Raw genomic sequence first — 18,412 nt, forward strand, 5'->3', positions numbered from 1 at the left:
CGTCCTCCGTCATGTCGGGCGGGCCCGCAGGCCCACACCGAGCCCTTCACCCTCCGGATGGAGGGCCTGGCCCCAGGAGGAGGCTCCCGGCCCCGCGCTCGCCGCGAGCCTCGTCCTCCGGGGCCCGCTGGCCTCGCGGACGGGGCGTGCACATCTTGCCGACCACGCGACAAGGAGAAGGTCCCTGGAACCCGCGCTCATCGAGCCTCCCCGCCGGCTGCCTCTCGACGAGGGCCCCGCGGCTTTGGTCGTGAACACGCAGTCCCGCTCGGGCCGGGAAGCCTATGCGCTCGCCAGGAGCGCCCTCGCCTCCCGGGGTGTCGTGCTGGCGGAGAGCCATGCGTTGTCCAGAAGCGGACGACTGCGCCGCGTGCTGGAACAGCTGCTCGAGCGGGGCACGCGCCGCATCCTCGTCGGAGGTGGAGACGGGACGCTGAGCGGCGCGGTGGGCCACCTGCTGGGTCGCGACGTGACGCTCGGCGTGCTGCCGCTGGGCACGGGCAACGACTTCGCGCGCTCGCTGGGAATCCCCGCCGACGTGGAGGCCGCGTGCGACGTCATCGCCCGGGGCTACGCGGCGCGCGTGGACGTGGGCCTCGCCAACGGTCGCCCCTTCCTCAACGCGGCGAGCCTGGGCCTGGCCACCGCCATCGCCAAACGCCTGACGAAGCGACTCAAGCAGCGCGCCGGCGTGCTCGCCTATCCCGTGGCCGCCGCCGCCGAGGTGATGGACCTCAAGCCCTTCCGCATCCGGCTCAAGGCGGACGAACAGGAGGTGGAGATGGACGTGCTCCAGCTCGTGGTGGGCAATGGCCGCTACCACGGCGCGGGCATCATGGTGGCGCCGGACGCGCGACTGGACGACCGACGGCTGCACGTCTACGCCATCGAGGCCCCGTCGGCGAGCTCGGGCCGCGACGGCACGGGCCTGGGCCAGCTCCAGGACCTGGCCACCCTGGCGCGCGTGGCCCTGTCGCTCCGCAGCGGAGAGCATGTGGACCACCCCGCCGTCACCTCGCTGCGCGCCGCGCGCCTCTACGTCGAGGCCACGCCCGCCCAGGAGATCAACGCGGACGGGGAGCTCATCGGGATGACGCCCATGCGCTTCGAGGTCGCTCCCGCGGCGCTGCGCGTCTACGCCCCCGCGCCCTCCTGAATTCCGAATTGTTTCAGGGTGGCTTACGCTGGCCTCTCCGCGAGGACGAGCCATGCGACAGCGTTTCCACCGTCCCTTCATCATCGCCGCCTTCCTGGCCCTCTGCGCCGTGCTCCTGCTCTGGCTCCGAGTCCCGCATCAGGGCGAGGCGGCCCCCGCGAAGGAGCCCACCCCGCCTCGCCCCCTCAACGGCGAGACGACGCGGCCCGCCCCTGGAAGCTCCGCGCCCGCCACGCCGCGTGACACGCCGGTGACGCCCGACGAGGGCGCCTTCCTCGTGCGCGTCACCGGGCCCCAGGGGCCCCTGGCGGGCGCGAAGGTGCGCGCCTTCCGCCGGCCTCCCGATGAACGCCGCGAGCCCACGTGGCGACTCACCAGCGAGGGGACCACGGGCCCGGACGGCACCGTCCAGCTCCCCGCGCGCCCCGGTGACTATCTCGTCACGGCGCAAGCCCCGGGCCACGCCCCCGCGCGCCGCGAGGCCACCCGCCCGGAGGACCTGCCCCAGACGGTGGTCGAGCTGACGCTGACCGAGGGCGTGACGTTGCGAGGCCGCACGGTGGAGGAGGGCGGCGGTGAGCCGGTGCCCCTGGCCGAGGTGACGCTCCATCCCTACCCGGGCACGGCCTTCTCCTGGGCCCAGCCCGTGGAGCTCGCGGAGGAGGCGGCCACGGCGACGAGCGACGGCCGTGGCCAGTTCGAGCTGTCCGGCCTCGCGCCCGGCCGCTACCGGCTCACCGCGCAGGCGCCCGGCTTCAGTCGCCGCGAGCTGCTCTTCCTCCACGTCCCCCAGCAGGGGGAGCTGGTGGTGGGGCTGTGGGGCGCGGGCACGCTGGAGGGGTATGTCGTGGACGCGAAGGGGCAGCCCGCCCCTGGCGCGCGGGTGCGGGCCACGGGAGGCCTGACGCCCCTGGAGACGACTTCGAGCGAGGGCGGCGGGTTCGCGCTGGAAGTGGGCATGGGCAACTGGGTGCTGACCGCGCAGCGTGGCGACGCGGTCGGTCGCGCGCCCGGGACGTTGTTCGTGGGCCCCGGCCAGACGCTGCGCGGCCTCACCCTCACGCTGGGCGCCGAGGGTGGCCTGACGGGCGAGGTGCGCTCCACCGACGTCGCCTTCCCGGTGCGCTCCGCGGAGCTGGTGGTGCACCCCGCGGACAGCCAGGGGGAGCTCGCGCGCACGACGCTCGGCGGTGGCGGCATCTACCGGCTGGGACTGCCTCCAGGCAGCTACGACGTGGTGGTCCAGTCGCCGGGCTTCTCGCGAGGCATGAAGGCGAACGTGGAGGTCGGCACCGGCGTCTTCACGCAGCTGGACTTCGAGCTGGAGCCCGCGAGCGCCAGCCTGCAGGGCATCGTCCAGGACGCGCGCGGCACGCCCGTGGAGGGCGCGGAGGTGCGCCTGGACGCGGGCCGCCGCTCGGGTGTGGCGGCGCGCACCACGCACACCGACGCGAGGGGCGCGTTCGCGTTCCGGGAGCTGGTCCCCGGACAGGTGCACGTGCGCGCGCGGCGCGAGGGCGTCCAGGGATGGACGGAGAAGGTGGAGACGCTGCTGCCGAAGCGGTCTGTCTGGACGACGCTGGTGCTGGCGGACACCGGCATGGTGCAGGGCCGCGTGACGCAGGCGTCCGGCAAGCCTCCGTCCGAGCCCGCGCTGGTGCGCGCCGTGGCCCGCACGTCGACGGGCGGCGGCGCGGCGAACATCAGCTACGCGGAGACGGACGCGCAGGGCGTGTACTCGATGGAGCTGCCCGCGGGCGTGTACCAGCTCACCGCGGTGCTGCCGCGCGCGCGCTTCATCTACTTCCAGGACGATGACCCCAGCGTCACGGTCCATGCGGGGAGCGCGGTGCAGCAGGACCTGGTGCTGCTCGAGGAGCGCGGCATCTCCGGCACGGTGCGCGAGCCCTCGGGCGCCCCCAGTCCCTTCGCCATCGTCGCGGCGGTGCAGGGCGGTGACATGCCCTTCATCCTGCGCGTGCAGGCAAACGAGGAGGGCACGTTCGAGGTCCCCACGCGTCCCCAGGGCGCGCCGCCGCTCGCGGAGCTGGCGGCGTACAACGCGGGACGCACGGTGAGGGTGCCCTCGGTGAGCGAGGGTCAGGGTCTGGTGGAGCTGCGGCTGAAGCCGGCGGCGCGCCTGCGCGGGAAACTGGTCGCGAAAGGGGGTACCCCCCCGGATGGCTTCACGTTGACGCTGACGGAGGCGAGCGGCGAGGAGCTGCCCTGGGAGGCGGAGGCGCCGTCGACGCGGCACTTCACGGGTGACACGTTCGAGCTGCTCGACGCGCCGGGACAGGCGCTGAAGGTGCACGTGCGCGCGAGAGACGGGCGCACGGGCTCCGCGCAGGTGGCGCTGACGCCGGGCGGCGCGAGCGAGGTGGAGGTGGAGCTCGAGGGGACGGGCGCCGCGGGAATCGCGGGGCGCGCGGTGTGGGCGCGCAATGGGGGACCGGCCGCGGGCGTGGCGGTGTTCCTGGACCAGCCCGTGTCCGCGAAGCCCGACACGCACACCGGCCCGGACGGACGCTTCCAGCTCCCGGACGTGCGCCCCGGGCCGCACACGGTGCGCCTGATGCCGTTCGAGGGCCGCGTGGAGACGCGCGCGGTGAAGGTGAAGCCGGGCGAGACGACGGACGTGGGCGACGTGACGGTGTCTCCGCGCCGCGCGCAGCCGGGCACGGTGGGGGCGGGCTTCAGCGAGGCGCGCGGCTCGGTGGAGGTCGCGTGGCTGACGCCGGACGGGCCCGCCGCGCGCGCGGGCGTGGTCGTGGGAGACCGGCTGGTCTCCGTGGATGGCCTCGTGGTGAGGGACCGCGCGGAGGCGGAGGCCAGGACACGGGGCACGCCGGGCTCACCCGTGCGGCTCCAGGTGCGACGCGAAGGGCAGGAGCGCGAGCTGTTCGCCACCCGCGCGGAGTAGGCCGCGCGGCACGCGCCCGTCCCTGCGTCGGGCTACACCTTCTCCAGCACGCGCGAGAGCACCTGCGCGGTGAAGTTCACCAGCGGAATCACGCGCCGGTAGTCCATGCGCGTCGGGCCGATGACGCCCACCGTGCCCAGCACCTGCTCCTGGTTCCCGTAGGGGCTGGCGATGACCGTCACGTCACCCGCGGCCGAGAAGTCGCTCTCCGCGCCGATGAAGATCTGCATCTCGTTCGCGCGCTGCACCCGGTCCAGCAGCGACAGCAACCGGTGCTTCTCATCGAGCGCCTTGAACAGCGCGCGCATCCGCTCCACGTCCGCGAACTCCGGCTGCTCCAGGAAGGAGCCGGTGCCCTGGATGAGCACGCGCTCCGTCGTCGGCAGGTCCGTGGCGGCCGCGCCCAGCTTGAGCGCCTTCGCCGTCAGCGCGTTGTAGAGCGCCTGCTCCTGGTCCATCTCCGCGCGGATGCGCTCGCGCGCCTCCTCGAGCGGCACCTCGTGCAGCAGCTCCGACAGGAAGTTGCTCGCCCGCATCAGCTCGTCCGAGGTGATGGGGAAGTCCACCGTGATGGCCTTGTTGACCACCTGCCCGCTCTGCCCGACGAGGATGGCCAGCACCCGGTCCTCGCGCAGCCGGACGAACTCGATGCGCCGGAACACCGCCGAGTCGGGCCGAGGCGTCACCACCACGCCCGCATGCCGCGTCAGCGAGTGGAGGATGCGGCTCGCCTCGCCCAGCATCTCCTCCAGGTTCGCCTCATGGAACAGGCCCGCGTGGATGAGCTCCCGGTCCCTGGGCGTCGGGTCCTTCAGCTTGACGAGCGTGTCCACGTAGAAGCGGTAGCCCGCATCCGTGGGGACCCGGCCGGCCGACGTGTGCGGCTTCTCCAGGAAACCCAGCTCCTCCAGGTCGGCCAGCACGTTGCGCATGGTCGCCGAGGAGACCTCGAACCCAGGGCGCCGGGTGAGCTGCTGGCTGCCCACCGGCCCGCCCGTGGAGATGTACTCCTGCACCACGGCTCGCAGGACTTCCTTCTCGCGTTCACCCAGCTCTTCGGACATCCAGGCGCTCTCACTTGGGAGCCCGTGGCCCACCACCTCGCGGCCACCGCTCCAACACCCAAGTGTAAGAAAGCGCGTCCGCGGGTTCAATCCACGCCCCATCCGCCGAGCGGCCGACAGCGGGCCCCCACCGCGCCCCGTCCGCCAGCGTCCGAGCGGGCGGGCACTCGCACTGTATCGCCCGGGAGAACGACCGACTGTGGGGTATGGCAATGCTCACATGGCCGACGGGGTGTGCCGACGCTACAAGCCGCGCCACCGTGACCGCCTCATCCGCCGCGTCATCCCTGTCCGCGCCTCCCGCCCCCACCCTCACCTCCGTCTCCCTCGCGGACACGCCCACCCCGAGCGCCCCGCGCGGCCGCCTCCTCTTGTGCCTGGTGACGCTGTACCTCGTTTGGGGGTCCACCTATCTGGCCATCCGCTGGGTGCTCCAGGGAGGCATGCCGCCGTTCCTCGCGTCGGGGACGCGGTTCCTGCTGGCGGGGACGCTGATGTTCGCGGCGCTGTGGCTCAAGGGCACACCCGTGCCCACCGGGCGACAGTGGGGCGCGAGCGCGGTGGTGGGCACGCTGCTTCTGGGCGTGGGCAACGGCGGGCTCGTCTTCGCGCAGCAGTGGGTGCCCTCGGGCGTGGCGGCGCTGGTGGTGGGCAGCCTGCCCATGTGGTCGGCGCTGTTCGGTGGGCTCTTCGGACAGTGGCCCGGGAAGCTGGAGCGCTGGGGGCTGGCGGTGGGCTTCGGCGGCATCGTGCTGCTCAACCTGGGAGGTGAGCTGGGCGGAAGCCTGCTGCCCACGCTGGTGTTGCTGGTGTCGCCGGCGAGCTGGGCGCTGGGCTCGGTGCTGGGCCGGCGCATGCCCATGCCCACGGGCATGATGGCGCCCGCGGCGCAGATGCTGTGCGGCGGCGCGCTGATGCTGCTCTTCGGGCTGTTGCGCGGCGAATCGTTCGACGTGATGCCGGAGCCGCGCGCGTGGGCGGCCTTCGCGTACCTGGTGACGTTCGGCTCGCTGGTGGGCTACAGCGCGTATGCGTACATGATGCGGCACGCGAGCCCCTCGCTCGCCACCAGCTACGCGTACGTCAACCCGGTGGTGGCGGTGCTGCTGGGCGCGGTGTTCGCCGGCGAATCCCTGAGTCCCCTGGCGTGGGTGGCCATGGCCGCGATTCTTGGCGCCGTGGTGCTGCTGACACGCAAGCGCTGAGGGACGACGTTCGCGGACCCGCCGTGCCCGGGGGGACACACGTGCGGTGTCAACCCGGGCCGACGAGGCCAGACGGCGCTTGACGTGGGTTGTGTCTCGGGCTGTTTAACGGAGGGATGGAATCCCTTCGCGCGCTCTGCCTCGCCTGCCTGCTCGTGACGGGCGTGTCCACCGCCGCTCCCGTCATCCAGGTCCCCGAGGGAGGCCCGAGCGTCCCCGTCACCGCCAAGGGCACGCTGTGTGGCCCCGTGAGGGCCGGCTGGACGCTGTCGCCGGACGGACGCTCGCTCAAGCCTCCCGCGCGCGTGGAGCAGGATGACGCGCGCATCCTCGAGCTGAAGGTCGCGCCCACGGGTGGCCAGTGCGAGACGACGGAGGAGCGCGTCACCGTCATCGCCACCGGCCCCTTCCCGCGCGTGGACGCGGCGGGCACCAACTTCTTCCCCGACGAGGGCCGGGTGGAGCTGCGCGGCACGGGGCTGTCGCACGTGGGCGTCGCCTGGAGCGGCACGCCGCGCACGGTGGCCGAGCCGACGTTGATGGAGGGTCAGGACGTGTGCCTGACGCCCTCCGTGGAGCGAGGCCCGGGCAACTGCACGGTGCCGGTGGCGCGCGGGCTGCCCACGGACGCGGCGCTGTACTGGACGCCGCCGCATGGGCGCTGGGGCAAGGACGTCACCACGTTCGATGCGTCCGGCAACGTGGTGGACCCGGAGACCTTCCGCCTGCGTCCCGGGCGCGTGGTGCTCACCCAGCCGCTCATCCAGTCGGCGGGCGTGGACGTGTCGCGCGGGCCGGGCTTCGTGGCGCTGAGCCACTCGGAGGCGCTGGCGTCGGTGGACTGCGGTCCGGTGCGCTGCGAGGTGAACGAGGGCTCGGTGTCCTTGCGCAACGTGCCGGGCGTGGACGTCAGCGTGACGCTGCGGCTGAGGCTCGCGCCGCGCATCTACTTCGCGCGCGGCGAGGCGCTGGACCAGGTGCTGGTGGAGACGCTGCCGGTGCTCGCGTGTCCGCTGACGGCGGTGGACGGCACGGTGCTGCGCGACGCGGAGAACTCCGCGATGGTGGTCCGCCTGGACGTGTCCTGTCAGCACGACCCGCGCAAGCTGCTCTGGGCCATGAACGACCAGCGCGCCCGCGTGGAGCGCGTGGTGAAGGCCTCCGACGGCACCTACGTGCTCCTGCGCACCGGCGGCACGTCCGAGCAGCAAGTGACAGTGAGCGCGCAGACGTCGCGGGTGGAGGGCTCGGTGGTGGCGTCGGACACGACGAGGACGCAGCCGTTGCCGGTGCCCAGGGCGTCGCTGGAGCTGGGCGACCAGGGCACCATCGACTTCATCCCCATCAACCGGCCCGCGGAGCTGCACGTGGCGGCCAGCGGCGAGCAGGGCCGCTTCGTGCCGCGCCCCGTGGCGGGCGCGTACACCGTCACGACGCGCGACGGGACGACGTACGTGCAGGGCGAGCCCACCGCGGGCGGCTTCGTGTCGCTGCGCTTCGGCTATCAGCTCTCCACGCTGCCGGGGGAGCTGGCCACCACGGACCTGGTGGTCGTCACGGAGCGGGTGCAGCGCTCGGTGCGCGAGGCGAGCGTGCCCATCCGGGTGGAGAGCGTGGTGGAGCTGGTGTGCGCGGACAAGGACGGCAAGGACCGGGTGCTGGAGCCCAGCCGTCCGCACCGCATCGACTACGCCATGCGCAACTCCTGTCGGGTGGTCATCCACCGCGAGCGGCTCAAGCCCGAGCAGGGCGCGCAGGAGGTGGTGCTGCGCATCGGCGTCACCAAGCCGGATGGTTCGGCGCGCGGGGAGAGCCAGGTGGAGCAGCGCATGTTGCTGCGGCCGCAGGGGGAGACGCGCACGATTCCGGTGCCGGGGCAGCTGGGCCAGTTCGACCGGATTCTCGTGCAGGTGTCGCTGGTGGCGGACGAGTCGCGCTATGCGCTGAGCACGGCGGACCGCTCGGGGCTGCCGTCGGCGCAGTGGACGGCCATCGTCAGCGGCGGGCGGCTGCGGCTGTACACGACGGCGACGATTCCGGCGGGTCTCTACCGGGCCACGGAGCCCAGCGGTCAGCTCATCCTCAACTTCGGCGTGGTGTCGCGCCTGGCGCTCTTGAATGACGAGGGCCAGGAGCGGCTGCTCGGCTTCGAGATGGGGCTGATGGGCATGGGATTGATTCCCCAGTCCGGCGACATCGAGTTCCCGCCGACGTTGGCGGTGGTGATGGGGCTGAGCTTGCGGGTGCCCATCGGTCCGGGCGCGGCGGTGGGCGCGCAGGCGTGGGTGGCGCGGGAGTTCCGCGACGACATCACCCGCCGCTCGGACGGCTCCGTCGTCGACTCGAGCCGCTGGTCCTTCATCTTCGGACCCAGCATCTCCGTGGGCAACGTGGGCTTCAACCTGTGACGCGAGGGGGCGCCCTCGCGCCCCTCGTCAGCTCGCCGTGCGCGGGCCCGGCTGCGTGTGGTGCACGCCCGGCACTTCCGTCTCGCGCGGCAGCCACACGTTGAAGGTGGAGCCCTGTCCCGGCACGCCCGGGGACTCCACCCAGATGCGGCCGCCGTGCTGCTCGACGATGCCCTGGCTGATGGTGAGCCCCAGGCCCAGTCCGCCGTACTTGCTGCCGTGCGCGCGGCCGAAGCGCTCGAAGATGAGCGCCTGCTTGTCCTTGGGAATCCCCACGCCGCTGTCCTTCACGGACAGGTGCACGCCCTCGCTCCCCTCCCCCGTCAGCCGCACCAGCACCGCCCCGCCCTCCGGCGAGTAACGGATGGCGTTGGACAAGAGGTTCGTCAGCACCTGGTCCAGCCGCCCGCGGTCCCAGATGCCCTCCAGGTTCTCCGGCGTCTCCACCTGGATTTCATGCCCCTGCGACAACACCGCCATCCGGTCGCGCGTCTCGTGCACCAGCTGGCTGAAGTCGAACCGCTCCAGCTCCAGCGACAGCCTTCCTGCCTGCAGCCGGCTGATGTCCAGCAGGTCCTCGACCAGCTTCGCCATCCGGTCAATCTGACGGTTGATGATTTTCAGCGACTTGCCCGGCCCCGCCTCCGTCTCGCCCCCCAGCTTCAGGAGCGCCAGGTGCGCGTGCCCCTTGGCCGCCGCCAGCGGCGTGCGCAGCTCGTGGCTCGCCGCCGCCAGGAACGCGTCCTTCGCCTCGCTCGCCAGCCGCAGCGCCGTCTCCGCGCGCTGCCGCTCGGTGATGTCGCGCGCCACGGAGATGAACCGCCCGGGCCCCTCCGCCGCCGACACGAACTGGAGCACCACCTCCACCGGCACCTCGCTGCCATCCCGCCGCCGGTGCGTCGTGGAGTACGTCTGGCTGGGCAGCGTCCCACTCACCAGCGGCGCCAGCAGCTTGCGGAAGCCCGCCTCGTCGAACGCCCCCTCCACCTCCAGCACCGACAGCCCCACCAGCTCATCCGTGGTGCTCGCCAGCTGCTTCGCCGCGCCCGCGTTCGCGTACGTCAACGTCAGCGAGTCCGGCGAGAACATCAGGACGCAGTCCAGCGTCGCGTCCAGCGTCATCTTGAAGCGCCCCAGCGCCTCCTCGGCGCGGCGCTTGTCGTCGATGTCCGTGGCCACCGCAATCCATCCCACCACGTGGCCCGTCTCGTCCCGCTCCGGCACCGCGCGTGCCAGGTGCCAGCGATACACCCCGTCGAACCGGCGCAGGCGGAACTCGCGCTCCACCCGCTGACTGGAGCGGATGGCCGTCTCCCACGCCTGCCGCATCTCGTCGCGGTCCACCGGGTGCACGAACTCCAGGAAGGTGCTCAAGGACAGCGGCTGCTCCTCGTGGATGCCCGTGTAGTCACGCCCCGCGCGGTTCGCGTACGTGAACGAGCCGTCCGCGCGCGCCGCCCACATCACCTCCGGCAGCGACTCGGTGAGCCGCCGGTAGCGCAGCTCGCTCTGGCGCTCCATCGCCTCGCGCTCGCGCTGACGCAGCAAGGCCGCCTGCCGCTGGATTTGCTGCTCCTTGAGGAACAGGTCCACGAAGACGCTGACCTTCGAGCGGAGGATTTCCGGGTCGAAGGGCTTGAGCAGGTAGTCCACCGCGCCGTGCGCGTAGCCCTTGAAGATGTGGGCCGCGTCGCGGCTGAGCGCGGTGAGGAAGATGATGGGGATGGTGCGGGTGCGCTCGCGCTGCTTGATGAGCGTGGCCGTCTGGAAGCCATCCAGCCCCGGCATCTGCACGTCCATCAGGATGACGGCGAAGTCGCGCTGCAGGAGGAACTTGAGCGCCTCCTCGCCGCTCGTCGCCTTGACGAGCTCCTGCCCCAACGGCTCGAGGATGGCCTCCAGCGCCAGCAGGTTGGACGGGTGGTCGTCCACCATCAAGATGCTCGCCCTGGAACGGGTGCTGCTGTCCTGCGGGCGTTCGGCGGAGATGTGTTCGCTAGGCGTCATTGAAATAGGAGCAAGGTATGCCCCGACCGTTTACTGGCCGGACAGGCTAGGCGCGGCCTCCGCCGGTCAAAAGCCCGGCAAAGACGAGTCGTGCGCTAGCCATCAATCGGACCCTCTCTTCGTCATGCCGATACCCACAGACGGATGAGCTCCAGAAGCTTGTCCGTATCCACCGGCTTGGGCAGGTAGTCGCTGGCCCCTGCGGCCATGCACTTCTCCCGGTCGTCCTTCAGCGCCTTGGCCGTCACGGCGATGATGGGGAGGCTGGCGTACCGGAGGTCCTTGCGGATGGCCCGCATGGTCTCGTACCCGTCCATCTCCGGCATCATCACGTCCATCAGGACGACATCCACGTCGCGGTGCTGCTCGAGCGTCTCGATGGCCGCCCGCCCGTTCTCCGCGAAGACCACCTGCATGCCGTGGTTCTCCAGCACGCTGGTGAGGGCGAAGATGTTGCGCATGTCGTCATCGACGACGAGCACCTTCTTGCCAACAAGCTCGGACTCCTCCTCGTTGCGCTGGGCCAGCGCCGCCCGCGCCCGGGGAGGCAGATTCTGGTCCAGCCGGTGCAGGAACAGCGCGGTGTCGCTGAGCAACTGTTCGGGACTCTTCGTTCCGCTCTTGAGGATGACACTGCCGGTGTAGCGGCGTAGGCGGGCCTCGTCCTTGGGCGTGAGCTCCTTGCCCGTGTAGATGACGATGGGCAAATCCCGGAAGCGCTGCTGGGTCTTGACCTCCTCCACCAGCTTGATGCCGTCCATGTCGGGCAGCAGCAGGTCGATGACCAGGCAGTCGTACTCACCCTCCTCCAGCTTCTGGAGGACCTCCTGGCCGGTGGCCACGGCCGTGACGACGACGTCACCGCCCTCGGCGAGCAGGCTGACCAGGCTGCTGCGCTGCACGTCGTCGTCCTCGACGAGCAGCAGGCGGCGCTCCTTGCGCTCCAGGAAGCGCGCCAGCTGGTTGAACACCCGCTCCAGCCCTTCCTTGCTGACGGGCTTGGTGAGGTAGCCGAACGCGCCCTGGGCGTTGCCCAGGTGCTTGTCCATGACGCTGATGATGTGGACGGGGATGTGGCGCGTGCGCGGGTTGCGCTTGAGCCTGTCGAGCACGCTCCAGCCGTCCACCACGGGCAGCTGGATGTCGAGCGTCACCGCGTGCGGCTGGAACTCGTTGGCCATGGACAGGCCGGTGTCGCCGCGGGTGGCGACCAGGGCCTTGAAGCCCTTCTCGCGCGCCAGCTGCACCATGATGCGGGCGAACTTCAGGTCGTCCTCGATGATGAGCAGGACGCGGTCACCCTCGCGGATGTGGTCGCGGTCATCCTCCACCGCGAGCGGCGGCAGGAGCGAGTCCACCGGGGGCGGCAGCGCGGCGTCCAGCACGTGGCCGCTCTCCGCCACGGCGGGAGGCACCGGCGCCGGCGCGGGAGGCAGCGGGGCCTCCGGCACCACGTTGCTGCCGCGGGGCATCAGGGGCTCGAGCGGCGCGGGCATGGCGGGCAGGGCCGGCAGGCCGTCGTCGTCGGGGCCCACGTACTCGGGCGGCAGGTACAGCGTGAAGGTGCTGCCCTTGCGCGGCTCGCTGCTGACGTGGATTTCGCCGCCCAGCAGCTTGGCGATTTCGCGGCTGATGGACAGGCCCAGGCCGGTGCCGCCGTACTTGCGGGCGGTGGAACCATCCGCCTGCTGGAAGGCCTCGAAGATGAGGCGCTGCTTGTCCTTGGCGATGCCGATGCCCGTGTCCGTCACCGCGAAGGCGATGACGTAGCGCGAGCGCTTGAGCACCTCGTGCTCCAGCCGCGCGCCGGGCTCGGCCAGCTTCACCGTCAGCTTCACGCTGCCTTCGTCGGTGAACTTGAAGGCGTTGGAGAGCAGGTTCTTGAGCACCTGCTGCAGCCGCTGCGGGTCGGTGCGGATGGCGCGCGGGGTGCCCTGCGCGACCTCCACGGTGAAGGCCAGGTTCTTCTGCTCGGCCACCGGGCGGAAGCCGCGGTCGATGAACTGGTTGAGCTCCGTGAGGACGATGTCCCGGGGCTCCACCTGCATCTTGCCGGCCTCCACCTTGGACAGGTCGAGGATTTCGTTGATGAGGCTGAGCAGGTCTCCGCCGGACGCGTAGATGGTGTTGGCGTACTCCACCTGCTTGGTGGAGAGGTTGCCGTCCTTGTTGTCCGACAGGAGCTTGGCCAGGATGAGCAGGCTGTTGAGCGGCGTGCGCAGCTCGTGGCTCATGTTGGCCAGGAACTCGCTCTTGTACTTGGAGATGACGGTGAGCTGCTCGGCCTTCTCCTCCAGGCTGACGCGGGCGCGCTCGACCTCGTTGTTCTTCTCCTCGACGCGGCGGTTCTGCTCCTCGAGCAGCTTCGCCTTCTCCTCCAGCTCGCTGTTGCTGCGCTTGAGCGCGTCCTGCTGCTGGGTGAGCTCGCGCGACTGGCTCTGCAGCTCCTGAGTGAGCCCCTGCGACTGCTGCAGGAGCTGCTCGGTGCGCATGTTCGCCATGATCATGTTCAGGACCACGCCGATGCTCTCGGTGAGCTGGTCCAGGAAGATCTGATGGATGGCGCTGAAGGTGTGGAACGAGGCCAGCTCGATGACCGCCTTCACCTCGCCCTCGAAGAGGACGGGCAGGACGATGATGTTGAGCGGGGCGGACTCACCCAGGCCGGAGGAGATGGTGATGTAGTCCGGCGGGACGTGGGTGAGGAGGATGGTCTTGCGCTCCAGGGCGCACTGACCGACGAGCCCCTCGCCCAGGCGGAAGCGGTTGGCGATGTGCTTGCGCTCCCGGTAGGCGTAGGTGCTGGTCAGCTTGAGCACCGGCGTCCCGGAGTCGGTGTCCATCAGGAAGAAGGCGCCGTGGTGGGCGGAGACCAGCGGCGTCAGCTCGCTCATGATGAGGCGACTGACGGCGTCCAGGCTCTTCTGGCCCTGCATCATGCCGCTGAACTTCGCCAGGTTCGTCTTGAGCCAGTCCTGCTCCTGGTTCTTCTGCGTGGTCTCACGCAGGTTGACGATCATCTGGTTGATGTTGTCCTTCAGCGCGGCGACCTCGCCCTCGGCGACGACGGTGATGCTGCGGGTGAGGTCACCCTTCGTCACCGCGGTGGCCACGTCGGAGATGGCGCGCAGCTGGCTGGTCAGCGTCCCGGCCAGCTGGTTCACGTTGTCGGTCAGCTGCCGCCACGTGCCGCGAGCGCCGGGCACGCGGGCCTGGCCGCCCAGCTTTCCTTCGATACCGACCTCGCGGGCCACGGTGGACACCTGCTCGGCGAAGGTGCCCAGCGTGTCCGTCATGTTGTTGATGGTGTCCGCGAGCGCGGCCACCTCGCCCTTCGCGTCGACGATGAGCTTCTGGGTGAGGTCACCGTTGGCGACCGCCGTCACCACGCGCACGATGCCGCGCACCTGCGTGGTGAGGTTGGAGGCCATGAAGTTCACGTTGTCCGTGAGGTCCTTCCACGTGCCGGCCACACCGGGCACGCGGGCCTGGCCGCCCAGCTTCCCCTCGACACCCACTTCGCGGGCCACGGTGGACACCTGCTCGGCGAAGGTGCCCAGCGTGTCCGTCATGTTGTTGATGGTCTCCGCGAGCGCGGCGACCTCGCCCTTCGCCTCGACCACCAGCTTCTGCTTGAGGTCGCCGTTGGCGACGGCCGTCACGACCTTGACGATGCCGCGCACCTGCGTGGTGAGGTTGCGGGCCATGAAGTTCACGTTGTCCGTGAGGTCCTTCCAGACGCCGGACACCCCGCGCACTTCCGCCTGACCGCCCAGCTTTCCTTCGGTGCCGACCTCGCGCGCGACGCGCGTCACTTCCGAGGCGAACGAGTTGAGCTGGTCCACCATGATGTTGATGGTGTCCTTCAGCTCGAGGATCTCACCCTTGGCGTCGACGGTGATCTTCTTGGACAGGTCTCCGTTGGCCACCGCGGTGGTCACCAGCGCGATGTTTCGCACCTGCGCGGTGAGGTTGGAGGCCATCGAGTTCACGTTGTCGGTGAGGTCCTTCCACGTGCCGGCGACCCCGGGCACCGCGGCCTGACCACCGAGCTTGCCGTCCGTGCCGACCTCCTTGGCGACGCGGGTCACCTCGGCGGCGAACGCGCGGAGCTGGTCCACCATCGTGTTGATGGTGCTCTTGAGCTCGAGGATCTCGCCCCGGGCCTCGACGGAGATCTTCTGCGACAGGTCGCCATTCGCGACCGCCGTCGTGACCTTGGCGATGTTTCGCACCTGGTCGGTGAGGTTGCCGGCCAGCACGTTCACGTTGTCGGTGAGGTCCTTCCACACGCCGGCGACCCCGGGCACCGCGGCCTGACCGCCCAGCTTGCCCTCGGTGCCGACCTCCTTGGCGACGCGAGTCACCTCGGACGCGAAGCCGCGGAGCTGGTCCACCATCGTGTTGATGGTGTTCTTGAGCTCCAGCACCTCGCCCTTCACGGAGACGGTGATCTTCTGGGACAGGTCGCCATTGGCGACGGCCGTCGTGACCTTGGCGATGTTTCGCACCTGGTCGGTGAGGTTGCCTGCGAGGACGTTCACGTTGTCGGTGAGGTCCTTCCACACGCCGGACACGCCCTTCACGTCGGCCTGTCCGCCCAGCTTTCCTTCGGTGCCGACCTCCTTGGCGACGCGAGTCACCTCGGCGGCGAACGCGCGGAGCTGGTCCACCATCGTGTTGATGGTGCTCTTGAGCTCCAGCACCTCGCCCTTCGCGTCGACGGTGATCTTCTTGGACAGGTCGCCATTGGCGACCGCCGTCGTCACCTCGGCGATGTTTCGCACCTGGGCCGTGAGGTTGTTGGCCAGCAGGTTCACGTTGTTGGTGAGGTCCTTCCACGTGCCCGCGACGCCCGGCACCTCGGCCTGGGCGCCCAGCTTGCCTTCCACGCCCACCGTGCGGGCGACGTCCGTCACCTGCTGCGCGAAGATGGACAGGGTCTGCGTCATCGCGTTGATGGTGTCCGCGAGCGCGGCGATCTCACCCTTCGCGTCCATCATCAGCTTCTGGGTGAGGTCCCCGTTGGCGACCGCCGTCACCACGCGCACGATGCCGCGCACCTGGCTGGTGAGGTTGGACGCCATGAAGTTCACGTTGTCCGTGAGGTCCTTCCAGACGCCGGACACCCCGCGCACCTCGGCCTGACCGCCCAGCTTCCCCTCGGTGCCGACCTCCTTGGCGACGCGGGTCACCTCGGACGCGAAGCCTCGGAGCTGGTCCACCATCGTGTTGATGGTGCTCTTGAGCTCCAGCACCTCGCCCTTGGCGTCGACGGTGATCTTCTTGGACAGGTCACCATTGGCGACGGCCGTGGTGACCTCGGCGATGTTGCGGACCTGGTCGGTGAGGTTGTTCGCGAGCAGGTTCACGTTGTTGGTGAGGTCCTTCCACGTGCCCGCGACGCCCGGCACCACGGCCTGGGCGCCCAGCTTGCCTTCCACGCCCACCGTGCGCGCGACGTCCGTCACCTGCTGCGCGAAGATGGACAGCGTCTGCGTCATCGCGTTGATGGTGTCGGCCAGCTCGGCGACCTCGCCCTTGGCCTCCATCTTCAGCCGCTGCGTGAGGTCACCGTTGGCGACCGCCGTCACGACCTTGGCGATGCCGCGCACCTGGGTCGTGAGGTTCACGGCCATCACGTTCACGTTGTCGGTGAGGTCCTTCCAGGTGCCGGAGACGCCCTTCACCTCGGCCTGACCGCCCAGCTTGCCGTGGGTGCCGACCTCGCGCGCCACGCGCGTCACCTCGGAGGCGAACGAGTTGAGCTGGTCCACCATCGTGTTGATGGTGTTCTTGAGCTCCAGAATCTCGCCGCGCGCGTCCACGGTGATCTTCTTGGACAGGTCGCCGTTGGCCACCGACGTCGTCACCAGGGCGATGTTGCGCACCTGGGTGGTGAGGTTGGAGGCCATCGAGTTCACGTTGTCGGTGAGGTCCTTCCACACGCCGGCAACGCCCTTCACGTCGGCCTGACCGCCCAGCTTGCCGTCGGTGCCCACCTCGCGAGCGACGCGCGTCACCTCGGAGGCGAAGGCGCGGAGCTGGTCCACCATCGTGTTGATGGTGTCCTTGAGCTCCATCACCTCGCCCTTCACGTCCACGGTGATCTTCTTGGAGAGGTCACCCTTGGCGACGGCCGTCGTCACGTCGGCGATGTTGCGCACCTGGGCCGTGAGGTTGTTGGCCATCAGGTTCACGTTGTCGGTGAGGTCCTTCCACGTGCCGGCGGCGCCGGGCACCTGGGCCTGGGCGCCCAGCTTGCCCTCGACGCCCACCGTGCGCGCCACGCTGGTCACCTGCTGCGCGAAGACGTTGAGCGTGTCCGTCATGTTGTTGAGCGTGGAGCCCAACGCGGCGATTTCGCCCTGCGACGGCACCATCAGCTTCTGGGTGAGGTCGCCGTTGGCGACCGCCGTCACCACCTTCACGATGCCGCGCACCTGCGTCGTGAGGTTGGACGCCATGAAGTTCACGTTGTCGGTGAGGTCCTTCCACGTGCCGGAGACACCGGGCACCGCGGCCTGACCGCCCAGCTTTCCTTCCGTGCCCACCTCGCGCGCCACGCGCGTCACTTCGGAGGCGAAGCCATTGAGCTGGTCCACCATCGTGTTGATGGTGCTCTTGAGCTCGAGCACCTCGCCGCGCGCGTCCACCGTGATCTTCTTCGACAGGTCGCCGTTGGCGACGGCGGTGGACACCTCGGCGATGTTGCGCACCTGGGCCGTGAGGTTGTTGGCCATCAGGTTCACGTTGTCGGTGAGGTCCTTCCAGACGCCGGAGACGCCCTTCACCTCGGCCTGACCGCCCAGCTTGCCGTCGCTGCCGACCTCGCGCGCGACGCGCGTCACCTCGGCGGCGAACGAGTTGAGCTGGTCGAGCATCGCGTTCACGGTGGTGCCGATGCGCAGGAACTCGCCCTTCACCGGCTGGCCGTCGATTTCCAGGGCCATCTTCTGGGTGAGGTCGCCCTCGGCCACGGCCACCAGCACGCGCGCGACTTCCGTGGTCGGCTGCACCAGGTCGCCGATGAGCGCGTTGATGGAGTTGATGCTCGTGGCCCAGTCTCCGCGCCCGTCGCCCAAGGACACGCGCTCGGCCATGCGGCCCTCGCGACCGACGACTCGCGCCACGCGCACCATCTCGTGCGTCATGGCGGAGTTGAGGGTCACCACCGCGTTGAAGGCGCGGGAGATGTCGTCCATCACCGGCACGGAGGTGAAGTCCGGCAGGCGCACGGAGAAGTCGCCGCCTTGCACGGCCCGCAGCGCGGCGAGCAGCGTCTGCATGGGGTCATCCCCGCGGATGCGCGCGCCCGGCGTCCTCGCGCCGCCGCCTCGGCCGCCCGTCTGTCTGCCGCCCTCCTCGGTGACACGGCCGCGCGTGCGCTCGGACTCGACGCGGTTGGCCGCGAGCTGCGGGCTGGACGCCGCTTCGCTCCGGGGCTTGCGCGTCGAGGCGCGCTTCCTGCCATTGCCGTTGGAGCTGGGAACCTTGGTGTCGTCCACGAGGAGAACCCTTCTGATCGGGATGAACGCCGCGAGCCGAGACCTCGCAGCGGACGGGCAGGAGCGAATCTCCTGTGAGTTCGCGGGCTTGTCGAATCAAAGCCCCGGTCCTCCAGGTGATTTGTCGCTTACTGAACTTCG

General features: G+C 70.2%; 7 protein-coding genes. 4 read left to right on the forward strand and 3 right to left on the reverse strand.

Translation table 11 applies throughout. The features are described 5' to 3' along the window. Positions 1-250: 250 nt before the first annotated feature. Positions 251-1,156: a lipid kinase gene (locus AC6JA9_RS38260; RefSeq protein WP_324289149.1), complete on the forward strand. Its 906-nt coding sequence runs from the start codon at positions 251-253 to the stop codon at positions 1,154-1,156. A 52-nt stretch (positions 1,157-1,208) separates the two neighbouring features. After that, entirely contained in the window at positions 1,209-4,079 is a 2,871-nt protein-coding gene (locus AC6JA9_RS38265) for a carboxypeptidase regulatory-like domain-containing protein (RefSeq protein ID WP_223750662.1), read from the forward strand. Between the two features lie 32 nt (positions 4,080-4,111). Here the strand turns inward: AC6JA9_RS38265 and hrcA are convergent, their stop codons facing one another. Beyond that, a complete protein-coding gene (gene hrcA / locus AC6JA9_RS38270; RefSeq protein ID WP_046716540.1) occupies positions 4,112-5,143 on the reverse strand; it encodes a heat-inducible transcriptional repressor HrcA in 1,032 nt (343 codons plus the stop codon). Positions 5,144-5,403: 260 nt separating this feature from the next. On the opposite strand from hrcA, the gene yedA reads away from it, so the two are divergent. Both yedA and AC6JA9_RS38280 read left to right on the forward strand, forming a co-directional pair. Continuing rightward, positions 5,404-6,348 carry a drug/metabolite exporter YedA gene (gene yedA, locus AC6JA9_RS38275; RefSeq protein ID WP_497958623.1) on the forward strand — a complete coding sequence of 315 codons (945 nt, stop codon included), beginning with the start codon at positions 5,404-5,406 and terminating at the stop codon, positions 6,346-6,348. 116 nt (positions 6,349-6,464) lie between these two features. Next, entirely contained in the window at positions 6,465-8,756 is a 2,292-nt protein-coding gene (locus tag AC6JA9_RS38280; RefSeq protein WP_223750660.1) for a hypothetical protein, read from the forward strand. Between the two features lie 27 nt (positions 8,757-8,783). On the opposite strand, the gene AC6JA9_RS38285 is transcribed toward AC6JA9_RS38280, so the two are convergent. Both AC6JA9_RS38285 and AC6JA9_RS38290 read right to left on the reverse strand, forming a co-directional pair. Continuing rightward, on the reverse strand, positions 8,784-10,763 hold the full coding sequence (locus tag AC6JA9_RS38285; RefSeq protein WP_497958624.1) for a hybrid sensor histidine kinase/response regulator: 1,980 nt from the start codon (positions 10,761-10,763) through the stop codon (positions 8,784-8,786). A gap of 122 nt (positions 10,764-10,885) precedes the next feature. Further along, positions 10,886-18,052 (reverse strand): HAMP domain-containing protein, encoded by a 7,167-nt coding sequence (locus AC6JA9_RS38290; protein WP_420715383.1) that lies wholly within the window; start codon positions 18,050-18,052, stop codon positions 10,886-10,888. Positions 18,053-18,412: the final 360 nt, after the last annotated feature.

The organism is Myxococcus sp. MH1 (genome assembly GCF_059738865.1).

Excerpts from the sequence above, each read along its gene's own strand:
- AC6JA9_RS38280 (WP_223750660.1), top strand. The coding sequence starts at position 6,465 with ATGGAATCCCTTCGCGCGCTCTGCCTCGCCTGCCTGCTCGTGACGGGC.
- hrcA (WP_046716540.1), bottom strand. The coding sequence starts at position 5,143 with ATGTCCGAAGAGCTGGGTGAACGCGAGAAGGAAGTCCTGCGAGCCGTG.
- AC6JA9_RS38285 (WP_497958624.1), bottom strand. The coding sequence starts at position 10,763 with ATGACGCCTAGCGAACACATCTCCGCCGAACGCCCGCAGGACAGCAGC.
- AC6JA9_RS38265 (WP_223750662.1), top strand. The coding sequence starts at position 1,209 with ATGCGACAGCGTTTCCACCGTCCCTTCATCATCGCCGCCTTCCTGGCC.
- AC6JA9_RS38290 (WP_420715383.1), bottom strand. The coding sequence starts at position 18,052 with ATGCAGACGCTGCTCGCCGCGCTGCGGGCCGTGCAAGGCGGCGACTTC.